The organism is Pseudodesulfovibrio sp. 5S69, from assembly GCF_037094465.1.
GTDB lineage: Bacteria > Desulfobacterota > Desulfovibrionia > Desulfovibrionales > Desulfovibrionaceae > Pseudodesulfovibrio > Pseudodesulfovibrio methanolicus.
Genome location: NZ_CP146609.1, coordinates 530,574 through 556,695, shown reverse-complemented (window position 1 = coordinate 556,695; position 26,122 = coordinate 530,574). Strand labels below are relative to the sequence as shown.

Sequence of the window (26,122 nt, the reverse complement as noted above, 5' to 3'; positions counted from 1 at the left end):
ACGAACCCTCGACGCCTGTTGAAAACATGAGGAAAAGGCGGGGTTTTCCTCTGTTTGGCGAGTTATACACAGAGTCGGCCGGGACCGGACAACAAGCTGGTTTTCCTTCCGGCGAATTTGGATTACAAGGGGTGGACTTTACGTATGGAACAACACCCCGCGCCGGCTGCGGCCCAGGGGGCGAAGGCAGGATAGAAATGGCAGAATTCAAAGTGAACAAGACGGTCAAGGAGATCAACGAGCGTATCCGCAAGGGCAAGGCCGTGGTGGTCAATGCCGAGGAGATGATCGAGATCGTCAGGAAGGAAGGGAAGGTTAAGGCCGCCCAGGAAGTGGACGTGGTCACCACCGGCACCTTCTCGCCCATGTGCTCTTCCGGGCTGCTCTTCAACATCGGCCAGCAGCCGCCGGTCATGAAGGTCTCCAAACTGTGGCTGAACAACGTGCCCTGCTACAGCGGCATCGCGGCCGTAGACGCCTACCTGGGGGCCACCGAGCCGTCGGACGACGACCCGTTGAACAAGGTCCACCCCGGCCGCTTCGCCTACGGCGGAGCCCACGTCATGGAGGACCTCTTGCGCGGCAAGGCGGTGCACCTGCGGGCCGAGGCCTACGGCACGGACTGCTACCCCCGCCGCGAGCTGGACAAGGACATCACCCTGGCCGACCTGCCCAACGCGGTCATGCTCAACCCGCGCAACTGCTACCAGAACTACAACGCGGCCGTGAACCTGACCAACCGGACCATCTACACGTACATGGGCCCGCTCAAGGCCAACGCGTCCAACGTCAATTACGCCACCGCCGGCGCCCTCTCCCCGCTGTTCAACGACCCGTACTTCCGGACCATTGGCATGGGCACGCGCATCTTCCTGGGAGGCGGCGTGGGCTACGTCATCGGCGAGGGCACCCAGCACGTGCAGAAGCCCCAGCGCAACGAGCGCGGCATCCCCGAGGGCGGCTCGGGCACGCTCATGCTCAAGGGCGATTTCAAGAAGATGAACGCCCGCTACGTGCGCGCCCAGTCGATCATCGGCTACGGCGTGTCCCTGGCGCTCGGCGTGGGCATCCCCATCCCCATGCTCAACGAGGAGCTGGCCTGGTTCACCGGGGTGTCCAACGAGGACATCTCCATGCCGGTCAAGGACTACGGCTATGACTACCCCAACGGCATCCCGCGCGAGGTCACCCGCGTGTCCTTCGCCGAGCTGCGCAGCGGGGAAATCATGGTCAACGAGAAGAAGACCGCCACCGTGCCCGTGACCTCCCACTCCATGTCCCTGGAAGTGGCCGACAAGCTCAAGGAATGGATCCTGGCCGGCAAGTTCCTGCTGACCGAAAAGCAGGACGACATCCCGAGCTTCTAAGAAGAATGCCTCCGGCGGCCAGGGGGAAACTTTTTCAAAAGTTTCCCCCCTGGACCCCCCTTCCAAACCTTTTATGTGCCTTCGGCAGGTGCGTGAAAATGAAAAGTCAAAGGGCTGTTCCATGAATGGGAACAGCCCTTATTTTGTGTATTGTCTACATAAGATGTTTTAATTGTCCCATTCCATAAAAGCACCTGGATTCCCCGCGAAGCGGCGCCAAAAAGTTCGGGAAAAGGAGAGGATGGGGGTCCGGGGGAAGGGGAGGAAAGAATCCTTTGAGAAAAGGTTTTTTCCTCCCCTTCCCCCGGCCGCTGGAGGCATGAAAAAACGCCCCTGCCGGAGCATCCGGCAGGGGCGTTTGGTACATGTGTCCGTGCGCGGCTAGGAGACGTGTTTGGCGCCGGCTTCGATGGCCTTGGTGTTGGCCGGGATGAGCTTGTGGTAGCGCGGGGAGATGACGTTTTCGAGCGAGCCGATGACGGCGTCCAGCGGGATGATGCCCGAGGCCTGGACGAAGGCGCCGATGGCGACCATGTTGGCCATGCGGGTGTTGCCCAGCTCGTCGGCGATCTCGTTGCACGGTACGCCGTAGCATTGGAGGCGCTTGGTATCGGCCAGGTCCATGTCGATGAGCGACGAGTTGATGATGTGAATGCCGTTGTCCTCGACCCGGGGCTGGAACTTGTCGAGCGACGGGCGGTTCATGGAGATGATGGACTTGGGCCGGTGGATGATGGGCGAGCCGATGTCCTCGTCGGAGAGCACGACCGTGCAGTTGGCCGTGCCGCCGCGCATCTCCGGCCCGTAGACCGGGATATAGGTGACGTTGAGGCCGTCCTTCATGCCTGCGTAGGCCAGCAGGTTGCCGATGAGCATGACGCCCTGGCCGCCGAAGCCCGCGATGATGGAATCCATGTAGCGCATCAGCAGACACCTCCTTCCTCGGACACATCCTTGTAGATGCCGAGCGGGAAGTACGGGATCATCTCGTCCTTGATGCGTTCGTTGGCTTTGAGCGGGGTCATCTTCCAGTTGGTCGGGCAGCCGGAGAGCAGCTCCACGAACCCGAACCCGGTCCCGTTGAGCTGGAACTCGAACGCCTTTTTCAGGTACTTCTTGGCTTTCTTGATGTTGGGCACGGTGTTGAGCGCGGCGCGCGCGGCAAAGGCGGTGCCGCCCAGGGAGGCGATGATCTCGGTCATGCGGATGGGCGCGCCCTCATGGGTCTGGCAGCGGCCCGCCGGGGTGGTCGTGGTGATCTGGCCGATCATGGTGGTCGGGGCCATCTGGCCGCCGGTCATGCCGTAGACCGTGTTGTTGACGAAGACCACGCACATCTTCTCGCCGCGGTTGGCGGCGTGCATGATCTCGGCCATGCCGATGGAGGCCAGGTCGCCGTCGCCCTGGTAGGTGAAGACGAACTTGTCGGGCCGGGCGCGCTTGACGCCGGTGGCCACCGCCGGGGCGCGGCCGTGGGGGGCCTCCACCGCGTCGGCGTTGAGGTAGTTGTAAAGGAAGACCGAGCAGCCGATGGAGGTGACCATCAGGGTCTTTTCGGCCAGGTCCATCTCGTCGAGCAACTCGCCGATCAGCCGGTGGGCGATGCCGTGGTGGCAGCCGGGGCAGTAATGGGTGGGCCGGTCGATGACGGACTCGGGCCGGTCAAAGACCAGTTTTTCTTTCATTTCGGACATTTATTTACCCTCCAGGCATTTGAGGATCGGCTCCTCGAGCTCGTCCGGGGTGGGCAGGTTGCCGGGATAGATGGGGTAGAAGTCGGAGTCGGCGACCGTCCGGATGGCCAGGCGGACGTCGTCAAGCATCTGTCCCAGGTTGTGTTCGATGGTCAGGAACCGCTTGCCCTGCTCGGCCAAAGCCTTGAGCTCGTCGGACGGGAACGGGTACAGGGTGATGGGCCGGAACAGGCCGACCTTCTTGCCGTCCTTGCGGAACTTGCGCACCGCGGACTTGGCAATGCGGCCGATGGACCCGTAGGCGCAGATGATCAGGTCCGCGTCCTCGGTCTCGAACTGTTCGGCCTCGGTCAGGTCCTTCCAGGAGTCGTACTTGGCCTGGAGGTGCCTGTTCTGTTCGGCCAGGGCCCCTTCCTCGAGGAACAGGGACTTGATCAAGCGCTTTTCGCGGCCGTCGGTACGGCCGGTGATGGCCCAGTCGCGGCCCGCTTCCTCGTCGATGTTCTCGGGCTCCCAAGGGGTGATGGGCTCCTTCATCTGGCCGAGGATGGCGTCGCCGAGGATGAGCACCGGGGTGCGGTGCGTAAAGGCGATGTCAAAGGCCTTGATGGTCAGGTCGTAGGCTTCCTGAACCGTGCCTGGTCCCAGGGTGAAGTGGCGGTAGTCGCCGTGTCCGCCGCCCCGGGTGGACTGGTAGTAGTCGCCCTGCGCCGGGCCGATGTCGCCCAGGCCCGGGCCGCCCCGGTTCATGTTGACGATGACCGCCGGGACCTCGCTGCCCGCCATGTAGGAGATGGCCTCCTGCTTGAGCGCAATGCCGGGCGAGGAGCTGGAGGTCATGGCCCGGACGCCGGTCGCGCCCGCGCCGAGCAGCATGTTGGCCGCCGCGACCTCGGATTCGGCCTGGACGAAGTCGCCGCCGGCCTTGATGATTTCGGAGGACATGAATTCGGGTATGTCGTTCTGGGGGGTGATCGGGTAGCCGAAAAAGCACTTGCACTTGGCGGCCAGGGCGCCGCGTGCGATGGCTTCGTTCCCCTTGACGAAGATGCGTTCGGTTTTTTTGCTCATGCTACTTCCCCTCTTTCTTCTTTGGGGTCCTGTACACTTTGATCGCCACATCCGGGCAGATCTGGGCGCAGGATGCGCAGCCGGTACATTTGTCCTTGTCGGCCTCGGGCACCTCGGCGACCTTGTAGCCGCTGACGTTGAACCGGTCAGACTGGACGATGATGTCTACGGGACAGACGGTGGTACAGAGCAGGCACCCCTTGCACCGATCTTCCCGGACCTCGATTCGAGACATGAATTGCTCCAGTTCTGTTAGTAATAATGAAAGGTTGCCGCGTTTACAGGATGAGCATCGCGTCCCCGTAGGAGAAAAATCGGAAATGGTTTTCCAGGGCGAACGCGTATGCTTCCAGAATCGTTTTTCTGCCAGCAAGAGCCGAGATCATAATGATGAGCGACGATTCTGGCAAATGGAAGTTCGTCAGAATACCGTCGACAACCTGGAAAGTATAGCCTGGGGAGATGAAAATGTCCGTTTCTCCACGGAATTGCCGTATGGAACCGGCCTCGCGGACCATGCCTTCCAGGGTGCGCGCGCTGGTGGTGCCCACGGCGATGACCGGTCGCCCTTCGGCTTTGGCCCGGCGGATCGCCTCGGCGGTCTCTGCGCTCACCTCGATGTATTCGGCGTGCATGCGGTGGTCGCGGATGTCCGGGCAACGCACCGGGCTGAAGGTCCCATAGCCCACGTACAAGGTCACCTCGGCCCATTCGATGCCCTTGGCCCTGATGCGCTCGCGCAGCTCCGGGGTGAAATGCAACCCGGCGGTGGGCGCGGCCACGGACCCGGTCTTGGCCGTGTTCGAGTAGGTGGTCTGGTAGCGCTCCCGATCGGCCTCCCCGTCGGGCCGCTTGATGTAGGGCGGCAGGGGCAGATGGCCGTGGGTGTTGAACAGTCCGGTCAGGTCCCCCTTCCAGCGCAGGGTGACCTGCCAGCGCCCGAACTCGCCCGCCTCTTCGGCGGTCAGGGAGAAGTCGTCGGCAAAGGTCACGGACGTGCCCGGTTTGGGACCCTTGGAGGCGCGCAGCAGCCCTTCGGCGTGGGCGGTCAACCACCCGCCCTCCTCGCGCGGTTCAAGCAGAGGCAGCGGCGTGAGCAGCAGGAACTCCACCTGGCCGCCGGTGGGCTTGCGGCCGAAGATGCGCGCCGGAATGACGCGGGAGTTGTTGGCCACCAGCAGACAGTCGTCCGGCAGGTAATCAAGGAGATCCGTGAACCGGGCCGGGGTCAGGGAGCGGTCAGCGCGGTCCAGGACCAGAAGTTTTGAACCGTCGCGGTGCACGGCCGGTTCCTGGGCGATGCGGTCCTCGGGCAGGTCGTAGTCGTAGCTCGACAGTCGGTAATCTTCGGGTATTTCCATTAATATATGTCCAATTTCATCGTTGGACCCGGTTGTACAACACCTGGAATTTCAACGGAATCTTTTTCTTTTACAATGATATCGGGATGCTAGCCAAAGGTTGTGCCATTTGATGCCTGGGGCTTGATATTGGCCGTATTCATGGTATTTCATATGCATGAATTGGCTTTCCGTGGCTGAGATAGCCAAACGCACCCGCATCCCCGCGCCGACAGCGCGTCGGTACGCCGCCCTGTTCAAGGATTTCCTGGGTGGGCGGAAGGTCGGCCGCGTGACGAAATACCCGGAGGAATCCATGGTCATTTTCGAACGCATTTCCCGGCTTTACGGCGACGGATTGGTGACCAGCGAGATAGACGACCGGCTGCGCAGCGAGTTCCCCCGGACCATCGAGGTGGAACACACACCGGCCGCAATGGCGGGGAGCTCGCCTGAAGGATTTGCCGACCTGGCGTCCACCTTCAACGACGTCCTGTCCAGGGTGACCTCCTGCATGGAAGTCATCGCGGACCAGAAATCCGTCATCGAGCGGCAGCAGGAAGACATCCACAAGCTCAAGACCGCCTTCGTGCTCCTGGCCCGCAGCCAGAAGCGCATCAAGCAACTGCCCGCCGGGCAGACCGCCCTGCCGGAGGCGATCATGGAGCAGACCCGCGCGCTGGAGGAGAAGGACGCCGAGATTGAAGAGATGGCTCTGAAGCTGACCTTCGACACGTCGGACATCAAGGCCAAATTGCAAATCCTGGAGAGCGAACTCGTCCGGCTGCGCAAGGACCGGCGGGACATGGAAAGATATCTGCAGGACAAGATCGACCGGCTCAAGGAAGCCGCGTCCCAACAGCAACAGTAAACGGCTTCACCGCATATACCGGAGGGAGGAAACCATGCGTTCTTTCATCAAATTTCTTTTGCCGCTCATGCTCGTCGGCGTGCTCGCCGCCTGCACCACCACATCCTCGACATCCTCCTCGGGCTCCGACCAGGCCGCGGCCCAGAACTACCAGGAGCCGGATTACTATCTGGATTTCGACGATATCATGATCCCCAAGGAGATCGAATACCAGAACGAGGGGTCCTACAAGCTGGACAACACCAAGTTCCGGGCCTCGATCATGAAGTTCAAAGGCCGCGTGGAGATTCCCGAGTTGGTCCAGTACTTCATCAACAACATGACCAAGGACAACTGGACGCTGGTATCCAACAACAAGGCCAGCTCGGTCCAGTTCCTGACCTTCGAGAAGTACAACAAGAGCTGCGTCATCGAGATCGACGACACCTTCGCCTCGGCCACCACCACGATCTTTGCGGTGGAGGTCAAGGACGCCGGCGACGTGAAGAAAAAGTAGTATGCAACCCCACTACGGTTTTACCGGATTCATGGGCAAGCGCGTCCATCTGGGCGTGACCGGCTCCATCGCCGCGTTCAAGGCACTCGACCTGGTCCGCTCCCTGCAACAGGCCGACTGCATGGTTTCGGCCACCCTGACCGGGGCGGCCGAGAAGTTCGTCACCCCGCTCTCCTTCGAGGCGCTCGGCGCGTCACCGGTCTATACCGGCATGTTCAGCGAGACCCCGGACGCGGATACCACCTTCGGCCACCTCGAACCGGGTCAGGCGGCGGACGTCCTGCTCATTGCTCCGGCCACCGCCAGCATCCTGGCCAAGCTCGCCTGCGGGCTGGCCGACGACATGCTCTCCTGCCAGGCCCTGGCCTTTCCCGGCCCCAAGATCGTGGCCCCGGCCATGAACCCGCGCATGTGGGCGGCCCCGGCCACCCAGCGCAACTGGGCCATGCTCGAAGAGCTCGGCTACACCCGCGTATTTCCCGAGGCAGGCTCCGTGGCCTGCGGAGACACCGGCACAGGACGGCTCGCCCCTGTGGACGAGATCTTCCTGGCCACCCTCAAGGCCCTGGCCCCTCAGGACATGGCGGGCAAAAAGGTCCTGGTCACCCTGGGCCCCACCCGCGAACCGTGGGATGCCGTCCGCTTCTGGTCCAACCCGTCCAGCGGGACCATGGGCGCGTGCGTGGCCATGGCCGCATACCTGCGCGGGGCCGATGTGACCGTGGTGGCCGGGCCCACCGCTCTGAATTTCCCCTGCGACGTGGCCGTGGTCTCGGTGACCACCGCCCGGCAGATGTATGCAGCCTGTACCGACCTGTGGCCGTCCATGGACATGGCCTGCCTGACGGCCGCCGTGGCAGACTACCGGCCCGTGCCGTTCGGCGTGACCAAGTTCAAGAAGACGACCTCGGCGGGTGCGGGCATCACCGTGGAGTTCGAGACCAATCCGGATATCCTGAAGCACCTGGGCGAGTGCAAGCGCGATGGCCAGAGACTCATCGGCTTCGCGGCCGAGACGGGCAACCTCCGCGACGAAGCAGCCCGCAAGCTGGCGGCCAAGAACCTCGATCTCATCGCGGCCAACAACATCTCCAAATCCGGCAGCGGGTTTGGCGTCGCCACCAACGAGATGTTCATTCTGGACGCCAAGGGCCGCAAGGAACAGTGGCCGCAACTGCCCAAGACCGAAGTGGCGTGGAGACTATGGGATCACCTTCTGCTCGACTGAACGTGCGCGAGAGCCTGCGCCCCTGGCTCGAGTCCGGACTGGAGTACGCCTACGTCCCCGGCGGCCTGACCGTCGAGGCGCAACCCGACCGGGTCCAGGCCATACCGTCGGCGCAAGCGGCTGTTTCCGCAACCCGGTCCGGCGATACACCGCCATTGCAGACCCAACCGCAGGCCCGCCGATCTCAAGGTCGACCTTCGAGCGCGCAGCCGCAGTCGGCCCCGCCCTCCCCCTCAGGCCTGTCGGATCGGGCAGCCGCAAATTTCCCGGCTCCGTGGTCGACCTTTCTGCGCTTCACCAAACCCGATGCGCGGGTGGTCATGACCTACATGGAACTCGGCCTGGACCTGGGCGGACAGTCCGATCCGCGGCGGCGCTCCGTGCTCAAGAATCTTCAGGCCCATTTGAAATGGCCGCCCGGAACCATCAATTTCTGGCCAGCGGCCGCGCTGGTCGATGGGGCATTGCAACCCGACACCTCCATGTTCTGGCGCGGGTGGGAACTGTGGCACACACCGCACGTTGTCTGCTTCGGCGACGAGGCGCTGAAGGTCATCCTGCCCGATGCGGACATTCGGGCCGTGACGCATCTCCTCGAAAACGTCATCGTCCACAAGCTGCCCCCTATCAACCGGCTCGTCGATATGCTGCCGCATGAACAGCAGATGGCCGTGGACGCGATCGTCAATATCCGGCTGTAAGGTGCCGAAACGGTCCCTTTCCCCGGAATTCGCGCATATTTCGATTTTGACGCAAATTACCTGCCTTGGCAGGCCATGGACTGCTTTTTCTGCGAAAATCGCGCATCCGGCGATTTCAGCAAAGCGTCCGGGAATGCCCGTGCCACAAGGGTTTCCGGGCGACAGGCATTGTATGTCAGTGGCTGCCGACAGGACTTGGGCAATAACCGCATAGTCGGCATCGTATAGTGAATATTGCGAACTTGCCCTCTGGGCATGGAGTAGAGTATGAAGCCGGTGATCCACGCACTGCGTTGACACCCGGTACGGGATGCCACTCGACAACCACCTGACCATCAACAGGATAAGGACCATTCATATGAAGACACTTGTGACCGGAGCCGCTGGCTTCATCGGCTTTCATCTTTCCAGGCGTTTGCTCGATGAGGGCCATGAGGTCGTCGGATTGGACAATCTGAACGACTATTATGACGTGAACCTGAAGAAGGACCGACTCAAGATCCTTGAGCAGAGCCCCCTCTTCAAGCATGTGAACATCAACCTTGAGGATGCCGTGCCCATGGCGGCGCTTTTCCAGGCCGAGCAGTTCACGCACGTGGTCAACCTGGCCGCTCAGGCCGGTGTCCGCTACTCCATTGAGAACCCCAGGTCCTACATCGACTCCAACGTTGTCGGCTTCCTGAACATCCTCGAAGGGTGCCGACACAATGGCGTCGAGCATCTGGCCTATGCCTCCAGCTCGTCGGTGTACGGCATGAACACCAAGATGCCGCTCAACCCCCACGAGGGGGTTGATCATCCCATGAGTCTCTACGCGGCCACCAAAAAGGCCAACGAGATGATGGCGCACTCCTATTCGAGCCTGTACAACCTGCCGACCACGGGGTTGCGCTTCTTTACGGTATATGGCCCCTGGGGCCGCCCGGATATGGCCCTCTTCCTGTTCACCAAGAACATCATCGAGGACAAGCCCATCAACGTCTTTAACTATGGCAAGATGCGCCGCGATTTCACCTACATCGACGACATCGTCGAGGGCGTAGTCCGGGTTTTGAAGCGTACGGCCGCCCCCAATCCCGACTGGGACGGCGATCATCCCGATCCGTGCACCAGCTCCGTGCCCTACCAGATATACAACATCGGCAATAACACCGTTGTGGAACTGTCCCGCTACATCGAGGTCATCGAGGAAGTTGTCGGCAAAAAGGCCATCTACAATTACATGCCTATGCAGGCGGGCGATGTCCCGGCCACCGAGGCGGACGTCTCCGACCTTCAGAACGATGTCGGGTTCAAACCCGATACCAGCATTGAGGACGGCATCCGCAAGTTCATCGAGTGGTACAACGAGTATTACGGGAAATAGGATGTGATCACCACGATCATCACGGGCGGCGACAGCCGCCCTTTTTTGTGTCTTTTTCCCCCAATTCCGCCTCCGCCCCTTGCCTTTGTTTTTCATTCAGCCTACGACAATTGAAACGACAAGAGGACAGTGTTTCACGTGAAACATTCTCATTTTGGGGAAATTGTTTCACGTGAAACAGGCGACGGAGTCTCGAACGCACCGAATGCAGCTCGAAAGCGAGGGTCATGTGGCGAGAAAAATCGTGATTGCGAATCAAAAAGGCGGTGTGGGAAAAACCACCACCGCCATCAACCTGGCGGCCTCCCTGGCCGTGATGGAGAAGCGGGTTCTTCTGGTGGATTGCGACCCCCAGGGCAATGCTTCCAGCGGACTGGGTTTCTATCCCGCCGACAAGCGCGAGAACATCTACAGCGTGCTTTTCGAGCCGAAAAACATCGGCAAGGCCATCTATCAGACCGGCGTGCCCTTTCTCGATATCCTGCCCGGCACACAGGACCTGGTGGGTGCCGAAATTGAGCTGGTGGACAAGTTCGGCCGCGAATTCTATCTGCGCGAACTCATCGACCAGGTGGACGAACAGTATGATTTCATTCTCATTGACTGCCCTCCTTCGCTGGGACTGCTGACCGTCAATGCCCTGTGTGCCGCCAATGAATTGCTTGTCCCGCTACAATGCGAGTATTACGCTTTGGAAGGCATTGCGCAGTTGCTCATGACGTACGAGCTGGTCCGCAAGCGGCTCAATCAGGACCTCGATATCCTCGGCGTGGTCCTGACCATGTACGACTCCAGAAACCGGCTGTCGTGGCAGGTCAAGAACGAGGTGCGCAAGGCGTTTCCCCAGCACCTGTTCGAGACGATCATCCCGAGAAACGTACGTCTTTCCGAGGCACCGAGCTTCGGTAAACCGGTGATCAACTATGATATCAAATCGCGGGGTGCGGAGGCGTATCTCGCTCTGGCTCAGGAAGTGGAGCGAAGCGCCACGGCCGGGGCCTAGGCAGGTTCTTTAACAGCCGCGCCGCCCCGTGGTGAGCGGGCGGCGCGAACGTGAGCAGGCGGCGATCAGTACCGCCCTTCCTTGGAGGTGACCTTCTCCTCCTGGTAGGGGGTGCATTCGGTGACGATCTCGTCCTTGAAGTGCTTCTTGACCACCTTTGCCTGGCAGTTCATGCACTTGAAGGCGACCAGTCCGGCCAGGTTGGCGCTGGTCAGGCGGAACAGGCGCGGGTCGTCTTCGGTCCAGTTGTCGGTCTTGCTGCCGCAGTTTTCGCAGGCCACGTCCATGTCGACCGGATAGGGGAAATCCCAGTACTGGGTCAGCATTTCCCAGTCTGCAATGGGTTCCGGCTTTTCCTGGATGACCGGGGTTTCCTCGACGCCCAGTGCGGCCATGACCTGGTCACGCACCGCGGTCCAGGCCTCGGCGGTCAGCAGGGCGCCGAGGGGGTTGCCGTCCTTATCGAAGAGTTCGTTGATCTGATCGGACATATTCGCTCCATTGGGTTATCTTCGGGGCGTTATAGGCACTCAGGCCTTTTTGGGCAAGGAATGAATTACAAGCTACAAGCGAGACAGGAGTGATATATGACATCGACTAACAGGGGTTTGGGCCGGGGACTGGATGCACTGCTGGGCGGCGTGCGCGAGGACGAGAAGGTCACTTCCGATGCCGCCGAGGTGCGTCTGATTCCGGTGGGGGCCATCACCCCCAATCCGCATCAGCCCCGGCGCGAGTTCTCCGAGGACGCGCTCAACGACCTGGCCGCGTCCATTGAGACCCGCGGCGTGCTCCAGCCCGTGCTGGTTCGCCCGCTGGGCGGCGGCAACTACGAGTTGGTGGCCGGTGAACGGCGCCTGCGCGCCTCCAAGAAGGCCGGTCTGACCGAGATCCCCTCCCTGGTCAGGGAGATGACCGACCAGGAGAGCCTGGCCATCGCGCTCATCGAGAACCTGCAACGCGAGGATCTGAACGCCGTGGAAGAGGCGCTCGGCTACCAGCGGTTGCAGCAGGAGTTCGGGCTGAGCCAGGAAGAACTGGCCCGCCAGGTGGGCAAGAGCCGTTCTGCCGTGGCCAACTCCCTGCGGTTGCTCAACCTGCCCGAATCCGTGCAGGTCGCTATCCAGCAGAGCGTCTTGTCCGCGGGGCACGGCCGGGCGATCATGGCCGTGCCCGACCCGGAACCTCAGGCCGAGCTGCACCGCCGCATCGCGGAGAATGGATTGACCGTACGCCAGGCAGAGGCCCAGGCCTCGTTCTACAAACAGCACGGCAGACTCCCCGGAGCGGATGAGATCGGGGCCGCCCCCTCCTCCCGCTCGGCCAAGTCCGAGCCCAAGCACCTCGATCCCCGGCTGGAGTCCCTCCAGGTCGATCTTTCCGATATGTTGGGCCTTACGGTTAAAATTTCCGGTTCGCCTGAAAAAGGCAAGTTGACAGTGAGTTACACCGCTGAAGATGACTTGCGGTCCGTTGCGGAAAAGTTCGGTGTCCAGTTCGACTGAGGGCCTGCCCGGCGTCGCATCGCTATGAGCGGGCGATCGTGAGCACCAACTGATTCCTGGTGATCACGCCACGGGTCCACGGACGGCTAAGACCGCCCTCCCCAGGCTATGATGATCTGATAACAACTTGAACCAACAGCAGAAAAACATTGGTTGTTTACAATATGTCACATGAAATGATTCTGGAAGCCGTCAAAGCCCTCAAGGGGCACAAGGTCATGATCATAGGCGACCTCATGCTGGATCATTACCTCATCGGCGGCGTGGAGCGCATCTCTCCCGAGGCGCCGGTGCCGGTGGTCCAGGTTAAGGACGAGTCCTACCTCCTGGGCGGCGCGGGGAATGTGGCCCGCAACATTGCGGACCTGGGCGGCAAGCCGTTGCTCATCGGGGCCGTGGGCACGGACCGCAACGGCGAAGTCCTCGAAGACCTCTGCGGCCGGGCGGGGTTGAGCACCCGGCTCATCCAGGACGGCGACCGCCCCACGACGGTCAAGACCCGGATCATCGCCCACAACCAGCAGGTGGTCCGCGTGGACCAGGAGCGCGTCGGCCCGCTCTCCCCCGGCGAGATGGACACCCTGTTCGTTATCCTCGAAGAGAACCTGCCCGATTATCCGGTGATCATCCTGTCCGATTACGGCAAGGGTTTCATTTCCAAGGAATTCATGGATCGCTTCATGACCATGGTCCAGGGCAGGTCCACCCCGCCGCTGGTCCTGGTCGACCCCAAGACCGTGAACTACGATCTCTATCAGGACGTGGACCTGTTGACCCCCAACACCAAGGAGGCCAGTGAGGGCGCGAACCTGCCCGTGTCCGGCCGCGAATCCATCATCCAGGCGGGCCGGGCCCTCTTCAGGAGGCTGCATTGCCGAAACCTGCTCATCACCCTCGGGCCCGACGGCATGGCCCTGTTCGAGGGCGAAGGATCCATCCGGCACATCCCGACTTTCGCGCGCAAGGTCTTCGACGTCACCGGCGCAGGCGATACGGTCATTGCCACTACCGCCCTGGCCCTGGCCGCGGGCATGGACCTGCTGACCGCCTGCACCTTGGCAAACTATGCGGCGGGCGTGGTCGTGGCCCAGGTGGGCGCTGCAACGGCAACCCCGGACGACCTTCGGGAAACCATCACGGAACTGCCGGAACCCCAAGTGACCTATTGGCAGGAATGACTTTTTGTCTATCAGGCCGATTTACGGAGTGAAATACAATGAAGCATCTCGATTTCATTACTAAAATTCCGAATCTAGGCACACCCAAGATCAAATCGCCGCTCAAAGGAGCGCGGTTTGTGGACGAATCACGCCCGTCCACCCTGATGCTTACTTCCGGCGAGCTGACCGAGCTGGACACCGATGTCCTGCAAAAGGAATTCGAAAAGGCCGGGCCGCGCGAGCGGGTTTATTTCGATACATCTAAGGCCCGCTGTGCCATTGTTACCTGCGGCGGCATTTGCCCGGGCATCAACGACGTCATCCGGGCCATCGTGCACGAGGCCCACTACCACTACGGGGTGCGGCACGTGCTCGGCATTACCAACGGGCTGCGCGGCTTTATCCCCAAGTACGGCTATGACGTCAAGGAGCTCACCCCGGACACGGTCTCGCACATCCACCAGTTCGGCGGGACCATTCTCGGATCTTCGCGCGGCCTGCAGGACCCCGTGGAGATTGTCGATTCCCTGGAACGGTTGAACATCAACGTTCTCTTCGTCATCGGCGGCGACGGGGCCATGCGTGCGGCCAAGTCCATCGTCAACGAGGTCTCGGCCCGCAAGCGCCACATCGGCATCATCGGCATCCCCAAGACCATCGACAACGACATCAACTTCATCACCCGATCCTTCGGCTTCGATACCGCCGTGGAAAAGGCGGCCGAGGTCATCCAGTGCGCCCACGTGGAGGCCACGGGCATCGATATGGGCGTCGGCCTGGTCAAACTCATGGGCCGCGAGGCGGGCTTCATCGCGGCCCAGGCCACCTTGGCCATGCAGGAGGTCAATTTCCTTCTGGTCCCGGAACAGCCCTTCAGCCTGACCGGTCCGGGCGGCCTGCTCGAAGCCGTGGAATCGCGCCTCAAGGCCCGCAAACACGCCATCATCGTCTGCGCCGAGGGCGCAGGCCAGGACCTGCTGGGCGGCGAGATCGAACGGGATCCCTCCGGCAACCCGAAGCTCGGCGACATCTGCGGACTGCTGATCGACCAGCTTGAGGAATACGCACAGGCCAGGGACTTCGAGATAAATTTAAAATTCATCGATCCCAGCTACTTGATTCGGTCCGTCCCGGCCAATGCAGGCGACCGGGTCTACTGCGGATTCCTGGGCCAGAACGCCGTGCACGCAGCCATGGCCGGCAAGACCGGCATGGTCGTGTCCCGACTCAAGTCGAGCATGGTCCACCTCCCCCTGGACCTGGTGGCCACCGAGCGCCGGCGCATCAACATCAACTCCGACTGGTGGTCCTCCGTCATGGAAGCCACCGGCCAGCACGAACATCTGAAGTAGTCGGGGGGAGCCTCGGCGCCGAGGAGGAGAGGGAAACCTTCGAGAAAAGGTTTCCCTCTCCTTCCCCCGGAACCCCATCCCCTTTCCCTTTCTAAACTTTTTGTGCTGCTGCGCGGTGAGTGCGGGCGCTATGCGGCGTGCGGCTGCGCGTTCCTTTTTTATGGGGCAAAGGGCGGCCGCTTCACGCACGCACCTCCCGCGAAGCGGCAACAAAAAGTTTTGGAGATTCCAAAGAACCTCTTTCAAAAGGTTCTTTGGCGGGGTCCGGGGCAGCGCCCCGGCCGCCGGAGGCTATAAAAGCGCGAAAAAAAGGGGCCAAAAGGCCCCATTTCATAGCACTTTTAGAAAAATCTACTCGTTCACGGCGAGTTTGCGGCGAACTTGTTCGCTGACCTGGCTGGCGGTGGATTCCTTTTCAGACTCCAAGGCGACGGCCAGCAGTTCGAAGAGGTCGTCGTAGTTGAATTCAAGGCTGAGGCTGCCGTTGGTGACGATGCAGCTATCCTCGCCTTCTTCTACACGGTAGGCGCGGCGTTCGCGGGCGTGACCGATGGCCGAGATGATGCCGTAGGCGAGCTCCCCGTCCGTGTCCCGGTACAGCTTTTCCATGGTCAGCATGCCGGTTCCATCATCAAAATACATTTCTTCCCCAATCAATTTGCCGGAGACCTCAAGGTCCTGGCCGAAATCGTTGGGCAGGGTAACGTTCAGGATCGGGTCGCCCCCGTCATAACCGCCAACCGTTCTGTTCGACATGCCGCTCTCCTTAGTCCAGTGGGAGTTTGAATTGATCCGGCTCGGCCTTCCTCTTGCCCGAAGGTGCCGAGGCATTCATTCCACTCTCTAAAAAATCCATCAAGGCCTGTTCGGGTACGCGCCACTGGCTACCGATCTTGATGGCCCTGATGCTGCCGTTGGTGATCAGCCTGTAGGCCGTTCTCTGGTGAACCCGTAAATAGTCCGCAACTTCCCGCACGGTAAGAAGGGTCGGCGGTCTGGGTGCATCTGAGTTGTCCATAATGTCACAATCTGACCTATGATGTTCATTCATTGACATAAGGTGTCAAAGATTGTCAACAAAGTACAACGTTGCCCCACAATGTCTAGAGAATTTCTGGAAAAACCACGATAAAAAAGGATTACGGGACGTTGTTGTTAATTAGGGAAGGCATATCAGATTTCATCAGAAAAAATAATGGAAAAAACACACAAATCGTACTTTTCGGGCCGGTCGCACGGGACGCAACAGAGACAGAGGGGGAAAATCACGAGCAAAGGCCAGGACGGAAGGGAAATAGGAAAAGATAAAATTTACACAGAATTAAGCAAAATACCCTGCCCCACAGGGGGTGCAGCTCTTGCCGTGGGTCCGTTTTTGGAGATAAATGCGGTATTGTGTGGAGCCTGCCCGGCAAAAAGGAATTCAAGGCTGGTCATTCGGGGAGATACGCACCGCAAGATGGCTTGTGGTTATTTGTGGATGGATTTTTGCGTCATTCTTTGATTTCGTCCACGAGCATCAGGGTATCGCCGTTGGAATCGTCCACCTCGTCGAGCAGGACAAGGGTGGCGTCATCCAGGTCCAGGACCAGTTGGTCGATCATCTGTTGCAGGATGCGGCGGAAATAGCGGCGGTCGTTGATGCTCAGCCGGGTGTTGACCACGGCCTGAAGATCGTCAATGGCTGCCAGCACCAGCTTGCGCAGGTTCGAACCGGTGTCGGTCAGTACGATGATGGACTGCCTGCGATCCTTGGGGTTGCGCTTGCGGAGGAGGAACCCGTCACGCTCCATCCGTTTGAGTGTATTTGATAAAGTGGCCTGTTCAACGTCCATGCTCGCGTGCAGCGCCTTCTGGGTGATGCCGTCCCTCTCCCAGAGCCGAAAGAACACCTCGAGATAACCGGGCCGCACACCGTGCGGGTCCAGCCGCTTGGAAAGACCCTTGGCATAGAGCCGGTGAAACCGAGACATGGTCGAGAAAAAAAGATACTCCGCTTTGTAATCCACAGATTAACTCACTATTACGAATTGCTACGTGTCTTTCCATAGCATGCTGTCTTTCTTTTTACAAGATGGGGAAATAGAACGATTCCGCTTTACCGTAAAGCCGCTCCGAGATAGGTTCCCATGGCCGACCGGGCGCCTCTGTTTGGGGCGGGCCCGCCGGGCACGAGGACAATGCAATGAATATGGTCAAACGTTGGCATGCGCAAGGCGGTTACCGGGAAGCCTTGAACATAGGGTTCCCGCTGGTCGTCAGCATGATCTCTAATACGGTCATGACCTTTACGGACCGTATCTTCCTCGGCAACTACTCGCTGGAGGCCTTGGGCGCCTCGCTGCCGGCCAATGTCATGGCCTTCCTGTTCCTTTCTTTTTTCATGGGCGTTTCCGAATACGTCAACGTGTTCATCGCCCAATACACCGGCGCGTGCCGACCGGCAGACGTGGGCCGCGCCCTGTGGCAGGGGATCTGGTTTTGCATCCCGTCCGGGTTGTTCCTGGCCTCCTTGTGCTTCATCGCCGAACCCATGTTCCGGCTGGGCGGGCACCCGGCGGCCATCCAACGTCTTGAGGTGATCTATTTCCAGATTCTCACCGTGGGCAGCCTGCCCTGCCTGCTCGGCCTGTGCCTGTCCAATTTCTTTGCCGGACGCGGCCTGACCAAGCCGGTCATGCTCATCAGCATGGGCTCGATTTTCCTCAATGTTCCGTTGGATTACTGCCTGATAAACGGTATCGGCCCCTTTCCGGAAATGGGTATCGCCGGGGCGGGTATCGCCACGGTCATCGGGTTCATCGCGCCGTTGATCGTCTACATCCTGCTCATCTTCACCCGCAAGAACGAGGCGCACTTCAGGGTCCGTTCGGCCTGGCGCTTCGACCGGGAACTGTTCGGCCGGTTCCTCCATTTCGGGCTTCCCGGCGGGGTCCAGTTTTTCCTGGACATGTTCGCCATCTCCTTCTTCGTCTTCATCGTCGGCCGGTTCGGGCCGGTGGAGCTGGCCTCCACCAGCGCGGTCTTCTCCATCTACAACCTGGCCTTTCTCCCGACCATCGGCCTGCACGTGGCGGCCAGCATCATGGTCGGGCAGGCCATGGGCGACGGCAACCCGGACCGGGCGGCCTTCTCCACACATTCCGTCCTGCACCTGGCCCTGGCCTATATGGGCATCATGGCGGTGGTCTTCTGGGTCATGCCCGAGTTTCTGCTCGGCCTGTTCCGGGCTCGAGGCGCTGCCGGTGCGGATTTCGATGCGGTCCTCAAAATGGGGGGGGTCCTGATGCGCTACTGCGCGGTCTTCACCCTGCTTGACGCGGTGGCCATCGTGTACATGGGCGGGCTCAAGGGCGCGGGCGACACGCGGTTCATCATGGTCGTCATCAGCACCGCCTCCATCGTCTGCATCGTCATCCCCCTGCTGGCGCTCAACTGGCTGGGCCTGACCAGCATCCACGGGCCCTGGATATTCCTGCTCGTCTACGTCATGATCCTGGCGTCCACGTTCTCGTCGCGTTTCGTCAAGGGGGCCTGGCGGAGGATCGAACTCATCGGTCGCGAAAAGTCCGAAATGAGTTGAACCGTGCAGTCGTGTGGGCTATTCTACAAGAATGAGCCTTGCACAACTTGCTACGCATATTGCCGAGCGCGCGGGCGGCGTCGGCCGAGCGGCCGTTGCCCTGTCCGGCGGGGTGGACAGCGGCCTGGTGGCGGCTGCGGCGCACCTTGCTCTCGGTCCCCGTGCCGTGGCCTGTACCGTGGTCAGCGAACTGACCCCCGAGCGCGACAGGCGGCGGGCTGCCGAGGTGGCCGAACGTATCGGCATCGAACACCGCGTGCTCGAAATCTCGGCCCTGGCCGTGCCCGAGGTGCGGCGCAACCTTCCGGACCGTTGCTATCACTGCAAGTGCCTTGTTTTTCAGACCATGCTTGACGCCCTCGGTGCCGACTACCTGCTGCTGGACGGGACCAACGCGGACGACGGCGCCGACCGTCCGGGGCTCAAAGCCGTTCGCGAATTCCAGGTCCTCTCTCCCCTGGCCGATCTGGCCATGGGCAAGTCGCACATTCGGGCCCTGGCCTTTGACGCGGGGCTGCCCAACTGGGAGGCCCCGTCGGAGAGCTGCCTGGCCACCCGCATCCCTCTCGGCGTCGAACTGACCGCCGAAGGGCTGGGACGGATCGCCGCCCTGGAATCCTACCTGCACACCCTCGGCCTGAACACGGTCCGGGTCCGGCCTGATAATCTGATGGCAACCGTGGAGTATCTTCCGCAATTCTCGGAAATCATAACGGGAAATCGTGATAAAATCGTGGCGCTCGCAAAGAAGATCGGGCTGCAATCATGCTCCTTCAAGGAGTGGGTGGAATGACCCTGGACCGTCTCCTGGACGATTTTGAAGCGGGACAGATTTCACGGGAAAAATTGAAGCAGGAATTGCTCCGCCAGTCCTTTATCGAGACCGGAAACGCCAAGATCGATCCGTTGCGCGAATGGCGCACCGGCGGGCCCGAGGTAGTCTACTGCCCCGGGAAGACCCCCGATCAGGTGGCGTCGATCTTTGATCACCTCAACCGCTGCAACGGGCGGGTCCTGGGCACCAAGGCCGGTCAGGACCATTACGAGGCCGTCAGCAGGGTGGCCGAGGCGCGTTTCGACCCCGTGTCCGGCCTGCTGTCCATCGGCGCTGCGCCGGAGAAACCGGCGGGTAGGGTGGCGGTCGTCTCGGCGGGCACGTCCGACCTGCCGGTGGCCGAGGAGGCGGCGGGCACGGCGGAATTCCTGGGCAGCCGCGTGGACCGGCATTTCGACTGCGGGGTGGCGGGCATCCACCGGCTCTTTTCGGTCATGGACGATCTCGGCGCGGCTTCGGTGATCATCGCCGTGGCGGGCATGGAGGGCGCCCTGCCCTCGGTCGTCGGCGGGCTGGTCCGGCCGCCCATCGTGGCCGTACCCACCAGCGTGGGCTACGGGGCCAACTTCCAGGGGCTTTCCGCCCTGCTGACCATGATGAATTCCTGCGCACCGGGCGTTGGTGCGGTGAACATCGACAACGGCTTCGGCGCCGGCTATCTTGCCCATAAAATCAATATGTCGGCCCTTGGCAAAGAGGACGGATAACGACCCATGAACGCGGTATACCTCGATTGTTCCACGGGCGTGAGCGGCGACATGCTTCTCTCGGCCCTGAGCCACGCCCTGGAGGAGTGGCGCGGACCCGGAAGCGGCTTCGATTTCCTGGAAAAGGAACTTGACCGGCTCGGCCTGGACGGCTTCGGCCTGCAATGGTCGGAAAAACGGATCGCGGGCATCCGGACCCGACACGTGGACGTGCTCCAAACCCGAGAGCAGCCCCTGCGCCACTACACGGATCTGTGCCGGATCATCCAAGAGAGCGGCCTGGGCGGGCGTACCGGGGAACGGTCCCTGCGGGCCCTGCGCCTGCTCGGCGAGGCCGAGGCCAAGGTCCACGGCGTGGGCCTCGAACAGGTTCACTTCCATGAGATCGGGGCTGTGGATACCCTTGCTGATATTTGTGGTTCCATGCTCCTGCTGGACGCCATGGAGGCTGTGGAAGTGGTCTGCAGTCCGATCGATCTGGGGTCCGGTTTCGTAACCTGCGCACACGGTAGAATGCCTGTCCCCGCACCGGCTTGCGCGGAACTGGCCAAGGGACTGGCCACCTTTGGTTCCGACTGTTCCATGGAGCGCGCGACCCCCACGGGCCTGGCTATCTTGCGGACTGTTGCGGACAGCTTCGGTTCCCTGCCCCTGGGATCCCTCCTGGGAGTGGGCTACGGATCGGGCGGCCGCTCCTCGGACGAGCAACCCACCTATGTCCGGGCCATGCTTTTGGAGAAGGTTGCGGAAGGGGCGCCCTCGCAAGGAGCGTGATCGTGCGTGACGACATCCGGGTGATCATAGCCAGATACCGTGAGGACGTGTCCTGGGCCGACGGGCTCGGGTGCGATTACGTGGTGTATGACAAGAGTGGCCGGGCAGGCCCTGATGCCCGCCCATTGCCGAATATCGGACGCGAGGCCCATACCTACTTCACCCACATCGTCAACGAGTACGACACGCTCTTCCCCATGAACGCCTTTTTGCAGGGCGATCCCTTTGATCACATCGATGATCGCGGCCGGGCCACGGTGGATGATTTGTGGGATCAGCTTGAAGATGTTGCGGATCGACACGTGCCCTTCAAGGGGCTGGCCTGGTTCAAGCTCAGGTGCGACCGGCTAGGCCGTCCGCACGACCTGCGCAAGCCCGAGAACGAGGGCCGCTGGGCCGGTTGGGGGCGGGACATCCCGGTGGGCGAGGTCTTCGAGCGCATCTTCGGCGCGCCCATGCCGCGGGAGATTATCTGCCGCGCGCCCACGGGCAATTTCTGCGTGACCGGCGAGCGCATCCGCACCCGGCCCAAGGCCTTCTACGAGTTCTGCCTGCGCCTCATCGAGGACGATCCCAGGGACGAGCGCAACACCGGGCACGCCTTCGAGCGGCTGTGGCAGCACATCTTCAACGGCAACACGGCCTGGAACCGGGATCGATACGAGTAGCGGAGAGACGACATGCTGCCCCTGAACCTGACCATCGCCATCTCCTCCCTCTCGGCGCACAAGTTGCGGGCCGTGTTGGCCATGCTCGGGGTCTTCCTGGGGGCGCTGGCCTTCACCGGGGTGCAGCACGTGTCCAAGATCATGGTCCGTCAGGCAGAGTTGGAAACGGAAAAGCTTGGCCCCAACCTCTACGCGGTCCTGGCCGGATCCGTCCGCTTCACCCGCGGGGGGGCCATGCGCATCAGCGGCAGCTCGCGAACCTTTGTCCTGTCCGACGCCCAGGCCGTGATCGACTCCGTGCCCTCGGTCCTGGAGGGCACGCCGTTCGTCACCGCGACCATGGCCGTGCGCGGCAACGGCAACGCGGTCAATGCCCAGATTATGGCCTGTTGGCCCAGCTACCAGGATATCCGCAGCTTCCGCCCGGACATAGGCCGCTTCTTCACCTGGAATGAGGTCGAGGAACGGGCCAAGGTCTGCGTGCTCGGGCGCAAGATCGCTCAGCGGCTGTTCGACAGACCCGAACTGGCCGTGGGCCGGGACGTCTATATGTTCCGGGCCAGCTTCCGGGTCCTCGGGGTCATGGAGGAGAAGGGCCGCGACGTGTCCGGCACGGACCAGGACGAGGTCCTGCTCATGCCGATCACCACCTACATGCGCCGGGCCTCCAACCAACGGTGGATTTCCGGAGTCTACCTGCGCCTGGCCAAGGGGGCGGGGCTCGCCCAGGTCAACGAGGCGGCCAACGCGATCATGCGCGAGCGGCACAAGATCGATCCCGGCGAAGACGACGACTTCAGCACCATGTCCGCGGCCGACGCCATCAAGCTGCAACGCCAGGCCCTGGATCTGATGACCACGCTGGGGGGCATCACCTCGACCATCTCCTTTGCCGTGGGCGGCCTGGGCATCCTGTCCATCATGATCCTCGTGGTCCGCTCCCGCCGGGTCGAGATCGGGGTGCGCCGGGCCGTGGGCGGCCGCAGGCGCGATATCGTCCGCCAGTTCCTGTTCGAGTCCGGTCTGATGGCCGCGGTGGGCGGCGGCCTGGGCGTGGTCGTGACCGTGGTCCTGGTCGTGGTGGGCTGCACCGTGGCCAAGCTGCCGATCATCATCGACCCCGCCAGCCTGGCGATTACCCTGGCGGGTTCCTGTCTCCTCGGCGTGGCCGCCGGAGCCTACCCCGCCTGGCAGGCCGCCCACATCGAAATCCTCGATGTTCTCAAGTCGTGACCTGATTCGTCTCGCTATATGTGGTGGTTGCTGGTTATGGATAGCAAGCTGTGTATTGTTGTGAGATGTTGTTAACCTGCTGTTCAGAATACTATTGTGTGTGGTCCAAACACATTGACCGGTTCCGCTTGACATAACGGCACGGGCTGTTTACTGAACATGTTCAGAAGATGAACGTGTTCAGTGAGTATTTCAAAGAGGGTGCCATGAGCGAAACATTGCGGCAACGGCGCAAGGCCGAGACCCGGCAACGAATTCAGGACGCGGCCCGGCGGTTGATTGCGCAAAACGGGTTCGAGGCCACGACCATGCGCGACCTGGCAGGCGAGGCAGGGGTGGGCGTGGGGACAGTCGCCCTGCACTTTCAGGACAAGATATCCTTGCTCTTCTCCTCGTTTTTCGAAGACATCAGCGAGGTCTCCCGCCGAGCCGTGGACGGTGTGCCCGAGGACGTCCCTATCCGAGAACAATTTCGTCATATGCTCCATACAATGTACAGCTACTATGCCGAGCACACCCTGTTCCTGCGGTCTGTGGTGAAAGAGGCCCTGTTCGCCACAGGCGCGTGGAAGGACAGGTTTGACGCCCAGTTCGAAGAAGTGGTCGGCAAGGTGGCGGCCCTGGTGGAGGCACGCAAGGCCGCCGGAGAGGTCCGCCCCGAAGTTTCGAGCCTGGATGTGGCGTTGCTCTGCTGGTCGTTGTACGCGGCCGGATTGATCGACGGGCTGAACCGCGACCGGTTCGATGTGCAGGCTCAGGTGGACGCGGTCATGGGCCGGTTGGAAGTGGGCCTGGTCGGCATACTTGCGGGAGGTGGTTGTGGAATGCGATGAAATCAAGTGTCTGCCGGGCATGGACGGACTTCTCGACGGCGCTGATCATGTGGACGCGCACAGTATGGTCGGGAGCGGCACGGTGCTCGATCTGGCCTCGGGCATCCTCTCCTACCGTCCCGGCTGGATGACCCTGCTGTGGCGTGTCCGGGTGTGGCTGCTCCGGGCGTTGGGCCAGGACGGCCACGCGGTGCCGGACCGGGTGCGATGGACTGCGGAGACCCTGCCCCGCTCTCCGGGCGGACAGGTCGGGTTCTTTACCGTGGTCCGCACGGACGGCGAGACATACTGGATCGTCGAGGGCAATGAAGCCCACTTGGAGGCGGCCCTGGCTGTTTGCGGAACGCCGCTCCCGGAAGGGCGCAGCCGGTTTTACGCGATCACCGTGGTCCGCTACCACAATCTGGCGGGACGTGTGTATTTCAACATTATCCGGCCCTTCCACCACCTGGTGGTCCACGCGGCCATGCGGTCCGTTCTCGGCCGTGCCGGATAGCGATGGCGGGCGAGCCGTCGAGTCGATACGCGGCCGCATGTGTGAACAGTGTTTACACAGTGAATGGGGTTTGCTAAAGGCGGGCATGACCACGAAAACAAGACGCGAACGAGACAGGGACAAGATGCGCCGCCGCATCCTGGATGCGGCCAGGCAGCTCTTTGTCAGGGAGGGGTTCGACAATGTTTCGATGCGGCGTATCGCCACCCGGATCGAATACAGTCCGGCCGCGCTCTACCGCTATTTCCGGAACAAGAAGGAGATCCTGTCCGCCCTGCGCGAGGAGGGATTCGCCCGCTTCGTGGAACGGCAGGAGCGGGCCAGGAAGACGTTCCCGGACCCGATCGAGCGCCTGCGGGCGGGGGCGCGCGAGTACATCCGTTTCGCCCAGTCCGAGCCGGAGCACTATCACCTCATGTTCAGCACCAGTTGCGGGCAGGTGGACCTGGACGGCGAATGGGCGGCCAGCTCGCTGCGCTCCTTCAGGATGTTCCGGGACATGGTCGTCGAGTGCGTGGCCTCGGGACGGTTCGGCGAGGTGGACCCGGACGCCCTGGTCTTTGCCCTGTGGGGGCAACTCCACGGGCTGGTGCACCTCATCGCCACCGGCCAGGTGGCGGCCTTGAGCAACGGCGCGGACCTCGATGCCCTGCTGGGCAGGATTATCGAATTCGGCCTGCGTCCCGTACCGGGTTTTCAACAATTTCAGTCGGAAGCATAAAGGCGGTAGTTCATGAAACGGATATGCGCGTTCCTCCTCCCCCTGGCCCTGCTGTCGGCCCTGGCGTTGGCCGGTTGCGGCAACGACCGGCTCGGCGAGGCGAGCGAGGGCAAGGCTCCTGTGCCGGGCAGCGGCCTGGCCGAGGCCGCACAGGCCGAGGTGCCCGCTCCGGTCCCGGCCAAGCCCGCGTCCACCGAGACTTTCACGGCCCGGCCCGCGGCCCGGCAATCGTCCCTGACCGGCTTCACCCGCGCCCGCAGCTCCATGAGCCTGGTCAGCGAGGAGTCCGGCCGGGTGGTCAAGGTCCTGGCCGACGTGGGCGACGCCCTGGGTCGGAACGGTCTGTTCGCCGAGCTGGACACCACCTTCATCGAGCTGGACCTGGCCGCCAACCGCGCGGACCAGCTGCGCCTCAAGAGCGACCTGGACTACAACAGGAAGGAGATGGACCGCTACAAGGCGCTGGTCAAGACCGACACCGCGCCGCAGTCCACCCTGGACTCCAACATCCGGGCCCACCAGGCCGCCTTGCAGCAGTTGCGGGCCAAGCAGGTGGAGGAACAGGTTCTGTTGGAGCGGCTGAAGCGGTTCAAGCTGGTCGGCCCTCCCGGCTGGAAGGTCATCGCCCGCGACATCGAGCCCGGCGAGTGGGTCACCAAGGGCGAGACCGTGGCCGAGCTGGGGCGCTACGACGTCCTGCTCGTGCCCTTTGCCCTGACCAGCGAGGAATACCGCGCCCTCAAGGCCATGGGCGACACCGTGACCCTGCGCCTGACCGACCTGGGCGGCACGGTCAAGGCCCGCGTGGCCCGCGTTTCGCCCGGCTTCGACCCGGTCACGCGCAAGATCAACGTGGACCTGGAGATCACCAAGGGCGACTTCGAGTTTAGGGGCGGCATCCGCACGGAGCTGGACGTGGTCCTGCCCGATCCCGGCGGGGCCGTGGTCGTGCCCGCGTCCGCCCTGGTCAAGGCGTACGAGGAGTATTTCCTGATGACGCCCGAGGGCAAGCGGGTCCGCGTGGTCCTGCTCGGCTCGGCGGGCGACGACATGCGCCGGGTGTCCGGCCAGGACGTGCGCCCCGGCGGCGTCTTCCTGCTCAATCCCTAAACCCCGGC

At 61.9% G+C, this 26,122-nt stretch carries 29 protein-coding genes; 20 read left to right on the top strand and 9 right to left on the bottom strand.

Features of this window, described 5'->3' with window-relative positions; translation table 11 throughout:
* Positions 1 to 197 precede the first annotated feature (197 nt).
* Complete coding sequence (locus V8V93_RS02630; RefSeq protein WP_338668821.1) at positions 198 to 1,367, top strand: homocysteine biosynthesis protein; 1,170 nt, start codon at positions 198 to 200, stop codon at positions 1,365 to 1,367.
* A gap of 381 nt (positions 1,368 to 1,748) precedes the next feature.
* On the opposite strand, the gene V8V93_RS02625 is transcribed toward V8V93_RS02630, so the two are convergent.
* Genes V8V93_RS02625 through queA form a run of 5 tightly spaced genes read right to left on the bottom strand, consistent with a single transcriptional unit; the run spans position 1,749 to position 5,493 of the window.
* Complete coding sequence (locus tag V8V93_RS02625; protein WP_338668820.1) at positions 1,749 to 2,291, bottom strand: 2-oxoacid:acceptor oxidoreductase family protein; 543 nt, start codon at positions 2,289 to 2,291, stop codon at positions 1,749 to 1,751.
* Positions 2,291 to 3,061 carry a thiamine pyrophosphate-dependent enzyme gene (locus tag V8V93_RS02620; RefSeq protein WP_338668819.1) on the bottom strand — a complete coding sequence of 257 codons (771 nt, stop codon included), beginning with the start codon at positions 3,059 to 3,061 and terminating at the stop codon, positions 2,291 to 2,293. Before V8V93_RS02620 ends, V8V93_RS02625 begins: the two co-directional genes overlap by 1 nt.
* Positions 3,062 to 4,132, bottom strand: coding sequence for a 3-methyl-2-oxobutanoate dehydrogenase subunit VorB (locus V8V93_RS02615; RefSeq protein ID WP_338668818.1), 1,071 nt, complete (start codon positions 4,130 to 4,132; stop codon positions 3,062 to 3,064).
* 1 nt (position 4,133) lies between these two features.
* Positions 4,134 to 4,367, bottom strand: a complete 234-nt coding sequence (locus V8V93_RS02610; RefSeq protein ID WP_071545384.1) for a 4Fe-4S binding protein — start codon at positions 4,365 to 4,367, stop codon at positions 4,134 to 4,136.
* A gap of 43 nt (positions 4,368 to 4,410) precedes the next feature.
* Complete coding sequence (gene queA / locus V8V93_RS02605; protein WP_338668817.1) at positions 4,411 to 5,493, bottom strand: tRNA preQ1(34) S-adenosylmethionine ribosyltransferase-isomerase QueA; 1,083 nt, start codon at positions 5,491 to 5,493, stop codon at positions 4,411 to 4,413.
* Between the two features lie 157 nt (positions 5,494 to 5,650).
* Between queA and V8V93_RS02600 the strand changes: the two genes are divergently transcribed.
* The 6 genes from V8V93_RS02600 (at position 5,651) to V8V93_RS02575 (ending at position 11,137) form a co-directional block, all read left to right on the top strand.
* Positions 5,651 to 6,343, top strand: a complete 693-nt coding sequence (locus tag V8V93_RS02600) for a hypothetical protein (RefSeq protein ID WP_422394409.1) — start codon at positions 5,651 to 5,653, stop codon at positions 6,341 to 6,343.
* A gap of 34 nt (positions 6,344 to 6,377) precedes the next feature.
* Positions 6,378 to 6,839 (top strand): hypothetical protein, encoded by a 462-nt coding sequence (locus V8V93_RS02595; protein WP_338668815.1) that lies wholly within the window; start codon positions 6,378 to 6,380, stop codon positions 6,837 to 6,839.
* Between the two features lies 1 nt (position 6,840).
* Entirely contained in the window at positions 6,841 to 8,067 is a 1,227-nt protein-coding gene (gene coaBC / locus V8V93_RS02590; RefSeq protein ID WP_338668814.1) for a bifunctional phosphopantothenoylcysteine decarboxylase/phosphopantothenate--cysteine ligase CoaBC, read from the top strand.
* A 2-nt stretch (positions 8,068 to 8,069) separates the two neighbouring features.
* Positions 8,070 to 8,768 (top strand): hypothetical protein, encoded by a 699-nt coding sequence (locus V8V93_RS02585; protein ID WP_338668813.1) that lies wholly within the window; start codon positions 8,070 to 8,072, stop codon positions 8,766 to 8,768.
* Between the two features lie 358 nt (positions 8,769 to 9,126).
* Complete coding sequence (locus V8V93_RS02580; protein ID WP_338668812.1) at positions 9,127 to 10,134, top strand: NAD-dependent epimerase; 1,008 nt, start codon at positions 9,127 to 9,129, stop codon at positions 10,132 to 10,134.
* 229 nt (positions 10,135 to 10,363) lie between these two features.
* A complete protein-coding gene (locus tag V8V93_RS02575) occupies positions 10,364 to 11,137 on the top strand; it encodes a ParA family protein (protein WP_338668811.1) in 774 nt (257 codons plus the stop codon).
* A 65-nt stretch (positions 11,138 to 11,202) separates the two neighbouring features.
* On the opposite strand, the gene V8V93_RS02570 is transcribed toward V8V93_RS02575, so the two are convergent.
* Positions 11,203 to 11,628 (bottom strand): hypothetical protein, encoded by a 426-nt coding sequence (locus V8V93_RS02570; protein WP_338668810.1) that lies wholly within the window; start codon positions 11,626 to 11,628, stop codon positions 11,203 to 11,205.
* 96 nt (positions 11,629 to 11,724) lie between these two features.
* Between V8V93_RS02570 and V8V93_RS02565 the strand changes: the two genes are divergently transcribed.
* The 3 genes from V8V93_RS02565 to V8V93_RS02555 all read left to right on the top strand — a co-directional run bounded on the left by V8V93_RS02565 (position 11,725) and on the right by V8V93_RS02555 (position 15,154).
* On the top strand, positions 11,725 to 12,642 hold the full coding sequence (locus V8V93_RS02565) for a ParB/RepB/Spo0J family partition protein (protein WP_338668809.1): 918 nt from the start codon (positions 11,725 to 11,727) through the stop codon (positions 12,640 to 12,642).
* A gap of 164 nt (positions 12,643 to 12,806) precedes the next feature.
* Positions 12,807 to 13,820 carry a D-glycero-beta-D-manno-heptose-7-phosphate kinase gene (gene rfaE1 / locus V8V93_RS02560; RefSeq protein WP_338668808.1) on the top strand — a complete coding sequence of 338 codons (1,014 nt, stop codon included), beginning with the start codon at positions 12,807 to 12,809 and terminating at the stop codon, positions 13,818 to 13,820.
* Between the two features lie 38 nt (positions 13,821 to 13,858).
* Positions 13,859 to 15,154, top strand: coding sequence for an ATP-dependent 6-phosphofructokinase (locus V8V93_RS02555; protein WP_338668807.1), 1,296 nt, complete (start codon positions 13,859 to 13,861; stop codon positions 15,152 to 15,154).
* Between the two features lie 351 nt (positions 15,155 to 15,505).
* On the opposite strand, the gene V8V93_RS02550 is transcribed toward V8V93_RS02555, so the two are convergent.
* The 3 genes from V8V93_RS02550 to V8V93_RS02540 all read right to left on the bottom strand — a co-directional run bounded on the left by V8V93_RS02550 (position 15,506) and on the right by V8V93_RS02540 (position 17,163).
* A complete protein-coding gene (locus V8V93_RS02550) occupies positions 15,506 to 15,910 on the bottom strand; it encodes a hypothetical protein (protein ID WP_338668806.1) in 405 nt (134 codons plus the stop codon).
* Between the two features lie 10 nt (positions 15,911 to 15,920).
* The gene (locus V8V93_RS02545) at positions 15,921 to 16,172 is read right to left on the bottom strand and encodes a helix-turn-helix domain-containing protein (RefSeq protein ID WP_338668805.1); all 252 of its coding nucleotides are present in this window, start codon (positions 16,170 to 16,172) and stop codon (positions 15,921 to 15,923) included.
* A 475-nt stretch (positions 16,173 to 16,647) separates the two neighbouring features.
* Positions 16,648 to 17,163, bottom strand: coding sequence for a MarR family winged helix-turn-helix transcriptional regulator (locus tag V8V93_RS02540; RefSeq protein ID WP_338668804.1), 516 nt, complete (start codon positions 17,161 to 17,163; stop codon positions 16,648 to 16,650).
* 176 nt (positions 17,164 to 17,339) lie between these two features.
* Between V8V93_RS02540 and V8V93_RS02535 the strand changes: the two genes are divergently transcribed.
* The 10 genes from V8V93_RS02535 to V8V93_RS02490 all read left to right on the top strand — a co-directional run bounded on the left by V8V93_RS02535 (position 17,340) and on the right by V8V93_RS02490 (position 26,114).
* The gene (locus V8V93_RS02535) at positions 17,340 to 18,737 is read left to right on the top strand and encodes an MATE family efflux transporter (protein WP_338668803.1); all 1,398 of its coding nucleotides are present in this window, start codon (positions 17,340 to 17,342) and stop codon (positions 18,735 to 18,737) included.
* A gap of 31 nt (positions 18,738 to 18,768) precedes the next feature.
* Positions 18,769 to 19,530: an ATP-dependent sacrificial sulfur transferase LarE gene (gene larE, locus V8V93_RS02530; protein ID WP_338668802.1), complete on the top strand. Its 762-nt coding sequence runs from the start codon at positions 18,769 to 18,771 to the stop codon at positions 19,528 to 19,530.
* Positions 19,527 to 20,279 (top strand): nickel pincer cofactor biosynthesis protein LarB, encoded by a 753-nt coding sequence (larB, locus tag V8V93_RS02525; RefSeq protein ID WP_338668801.1) that lies wholly within the window; start codon positions 19,527 to 19,529, stop codon positions 20,277 to 20,279. Before larE ends, larB begins: the two co-directional genes overlap by 4 nt.
* Before the next feature lie 6 nt (positions 20,280 to 20,285).
* Complete coding sequence (locus V8V93_RS02520) at positions 20,286 to 21,053, top strand: LarC family nickel insertion protein (protein ID WP_338668800.1); 768 nt, start codon at positions 20,286 to 20,288, stop codon at positions 21,051 to 21,053.
* A gap of 2 nt (positions 21,054 to 21,055) precedes the next feature.
* Positions 21,056 to 21,721, top strand: a complete 666-nt coding sequence (locus V8V93_RS02515) for a DUF3431 domain-containing protein (RefSeq protein WP_338668799.1) — start codon at positions 21,056 to 21,058, stop codon at positions 21,719 to 21,721.
* Positions 21,722 to 21,733: 12 nt separating this feature from the next.
* The gene (locus V8V93_RS02510) at positions 21,734 to 22,954 is read left to right on the top strand and encodes an ABC transporter permease (protein ID WP_338668798.1); all 1,221 of its coding nucleotides are present in this window, start codon (positions 21,734 to 21,736) and stop codon (positions 22,952 to 22,954) included.
* Between the two features lie 206 nt (positions 22,955 to 23,160).
* Complete coding sequence (locus tag V8V93_RS02505) at positions 23,161 to 23,787, top strand: TetR/AcrR family transcriptional regulator (protein ID WP_338668797.1); 627 nt, start codon at positions 23,161 to 23,163, stop codon at positions 23,785 to 23,787.
* Entirely contained in the window at positions 23,774 to 24,283 is a 510-nt protein-coding gene (locus tag V8V93_RS02500) for a DUF2867 domain-containing protein (protein WP_338668796.1), read from the top strand. The genes V8V93_RS02505 and V8V93_RS02500 overlap by 14 nt, the downstream gene beginning before the upstream one ends.
* Positions 24,284 to 24,368: 85 nt before the next feature.
* Positions 24,369 to 25,004: a TetR/AcrR family transcriptional regulator gene (locus V8V93_RS02495; RefSeq protein ID WP_338668795.1), complete on the top strand. Its 636-nt coding sequence runs from the start codon at positions 24,369 to 24,371 to the stop codon at positions 25,002 to 25,004.
* 12 nt (positions 25,005 to 25,016) lie between these two features.
* Positions 25,017 to 26,114 carry an efflux RND transporter periplasmic adaptor subunit gene (locus tag V8V93_RS02490; protein ID WP_338668794.1) on the top strand — a complete coding sequence of 366 codons (1,098 nt, stop codon included), beginning with the start codon at positions 25,017 to 25,019 and terminating at the stop codon, positions 26,112 to 26,114.
* Positions 26,115 to 26,122 lie beyond the last annotated feature (8 nt).

Bases quoted from the DNA above. Each gene is read 5' to 3' on its own strand.
- larE (WP_338668802.1), top strand. From the start codon at position 18,769: ATGAGCCTTGCACAACTTGCTACGCATATTGCCGAGCGCGCGGGCGGC.
- V8V93_RS02510 (WP_338668798.1), top strand. From the start codon at position 21,734: ATGCTGCCCCTGAACCTGACCATCGCCATCTCCTCCCTCTCGGCGCAC.
- V8V93_RS02565 (WP_338668809.1), top strand. From the start codon at position 11,725: ATGACATCGACTAACAGGGGTTTGGGCCGGGGACTGGATGCACTGCTG.
- V8V93_RS02555 (WP_338668807.1), top strand. From the start codon at position 13,859: ATGAAGCATCTCGATTTCATTACTAAAATTCCGAATCTAGGCACACCC.
- V8V93_RS02610 (WP_071545384.1), bottom strand. From the start codon at position 4,367: ATGTCTCGAATCGAGGTCCGGGAAGATCGGTGCAAGGGGTGCCTGCTC.
- V8V93_RS02600 (WP_422394409.1), top strand. From the start codon at position 5,651: ATGAATTGGCTTTCCGTGGCTGAGATAGCCAAACGCACCCGCATCCCC.
- queA (WP_338668817.1), bottom strand. From the start codon at position 5,493: ATGGAAATACCCGAAGATTACCGACTGTCGAGCTACGACTACGACCTG.
- V8V93_RS02595 (WP_338668815.1), top strand. From the start codon at position 6,378: ATGCGTTCTTTCATCAAATTTCTTTTGCCGCTCATGCTCGTCGGCGTG.
- V8V93_RS02550 (WP_338668806.1), bottom strand. From the start codon at position 15,910: ATGTCGAACAGAACGGTTGGCGGTTATGACGGGGGCGACCCGATCCTG.
- V8V93_RS02495 (WP_338668795.1), top strand. From the start codon at position 24,369: ATGACCACGAAAACAAGACGCGAACGAGACAGGGACAAGATGCGCCGC.
- V8V93_RS02570 (WP_338668810.1), bottom strand. From the start codon at position 11,628: ATGTCCGATCAGATCAACGAACTCTTCGATAAGGACGGCAACCCCCTC.
- V8V93_RS02545 (WP_338668805.1), bottom strand. From the start codon at position 16,172: ATGGACAACTCAGATGCACCCAGACCGCCGACCCTTCTTACCGTGCGG.
- V8V93_RS02490 (WP_338668794.1), top strand. From the start codon at position 25,017: ATGAAACGGATATGCGCGTTCCTCCTCCCCCTGGCCCTGCTGTCGGCC.
- V8V93_RS02625 (WP_338668820.1), bottom strand. From the start codon at position 2,291: ATGCGCTACATGGATTCCATCATCGCGGGCTTCGGCGGCCAGGGCGTC.
- V8V93_RS02505 (WP_338668797.1), top strand. From the start codon at position 23,161: ATGAGCGAAACATTGCGGCAACGGCGCAAGGCCGAGACCCGGCAACGA.
- V8V93_RS02620 (WP_338668819.1), bottom strand. From the start codon at position 3,061: ATGTCCGAAATGAAAGAAAAACTGGTCTTTGACCGGCCCGAGTCCGTC.
- coaBC (WP_338668814.1), top strand. From the start codon at position 6,841: ATGCAACCCCACTACGGTTTTACCGGATTCATGGGCAAGCGCGTCCAT.
- rfaE1 (WP_338668808.1), top strand. From the start codon at position 12,807: ATGTCACATGAAATGATTCTGGAAGCCGTCAAAGCCCTCAAGGGGCAC.
- V8V93_RS02535 (WP_338668803.1), top strand. From the start codon at position 17,340: ATGAATATGGTCAAACGTTGGCATGCGCAAGGCGGTTACCGGGAAGCC.
- V8V93_RS02615 (WP_338668818.1), bottom strand. From the start codon at position 4,132: ATGAGCAAAAAAACCGAACGCATCTTCGTCAAGGGGAACGAAGCCATC.
- V8V93_RS02630 (WP_338668821.1), top strand. From the start codon at position 198: ATGGCAGAATTCAAAGTGAACAAGACGGTCAAGGAGATCAACGAGCGT.
- larB (WP_338668801.1), top strand. From the start codon at position 19,527: ATGACCCTGGACCGTCTCCTGGACGATTTTGAAGCGGGACAGATTTCA.
- V8V93_RS02520 (WP_338668800.1), top strand. From the start codon at position 20,286: ATGAACGCGGTATACCTCGATTGTTCCACGGGCGTGAGCGGCGACATG.
- V8V93_RS02580 (WP_338668812.1), top strand. From the start codon at position 9,127: ATGAAGACACTTGTGACCGGAGCCGCTGGCTTCATCGGCTTTCATCTT.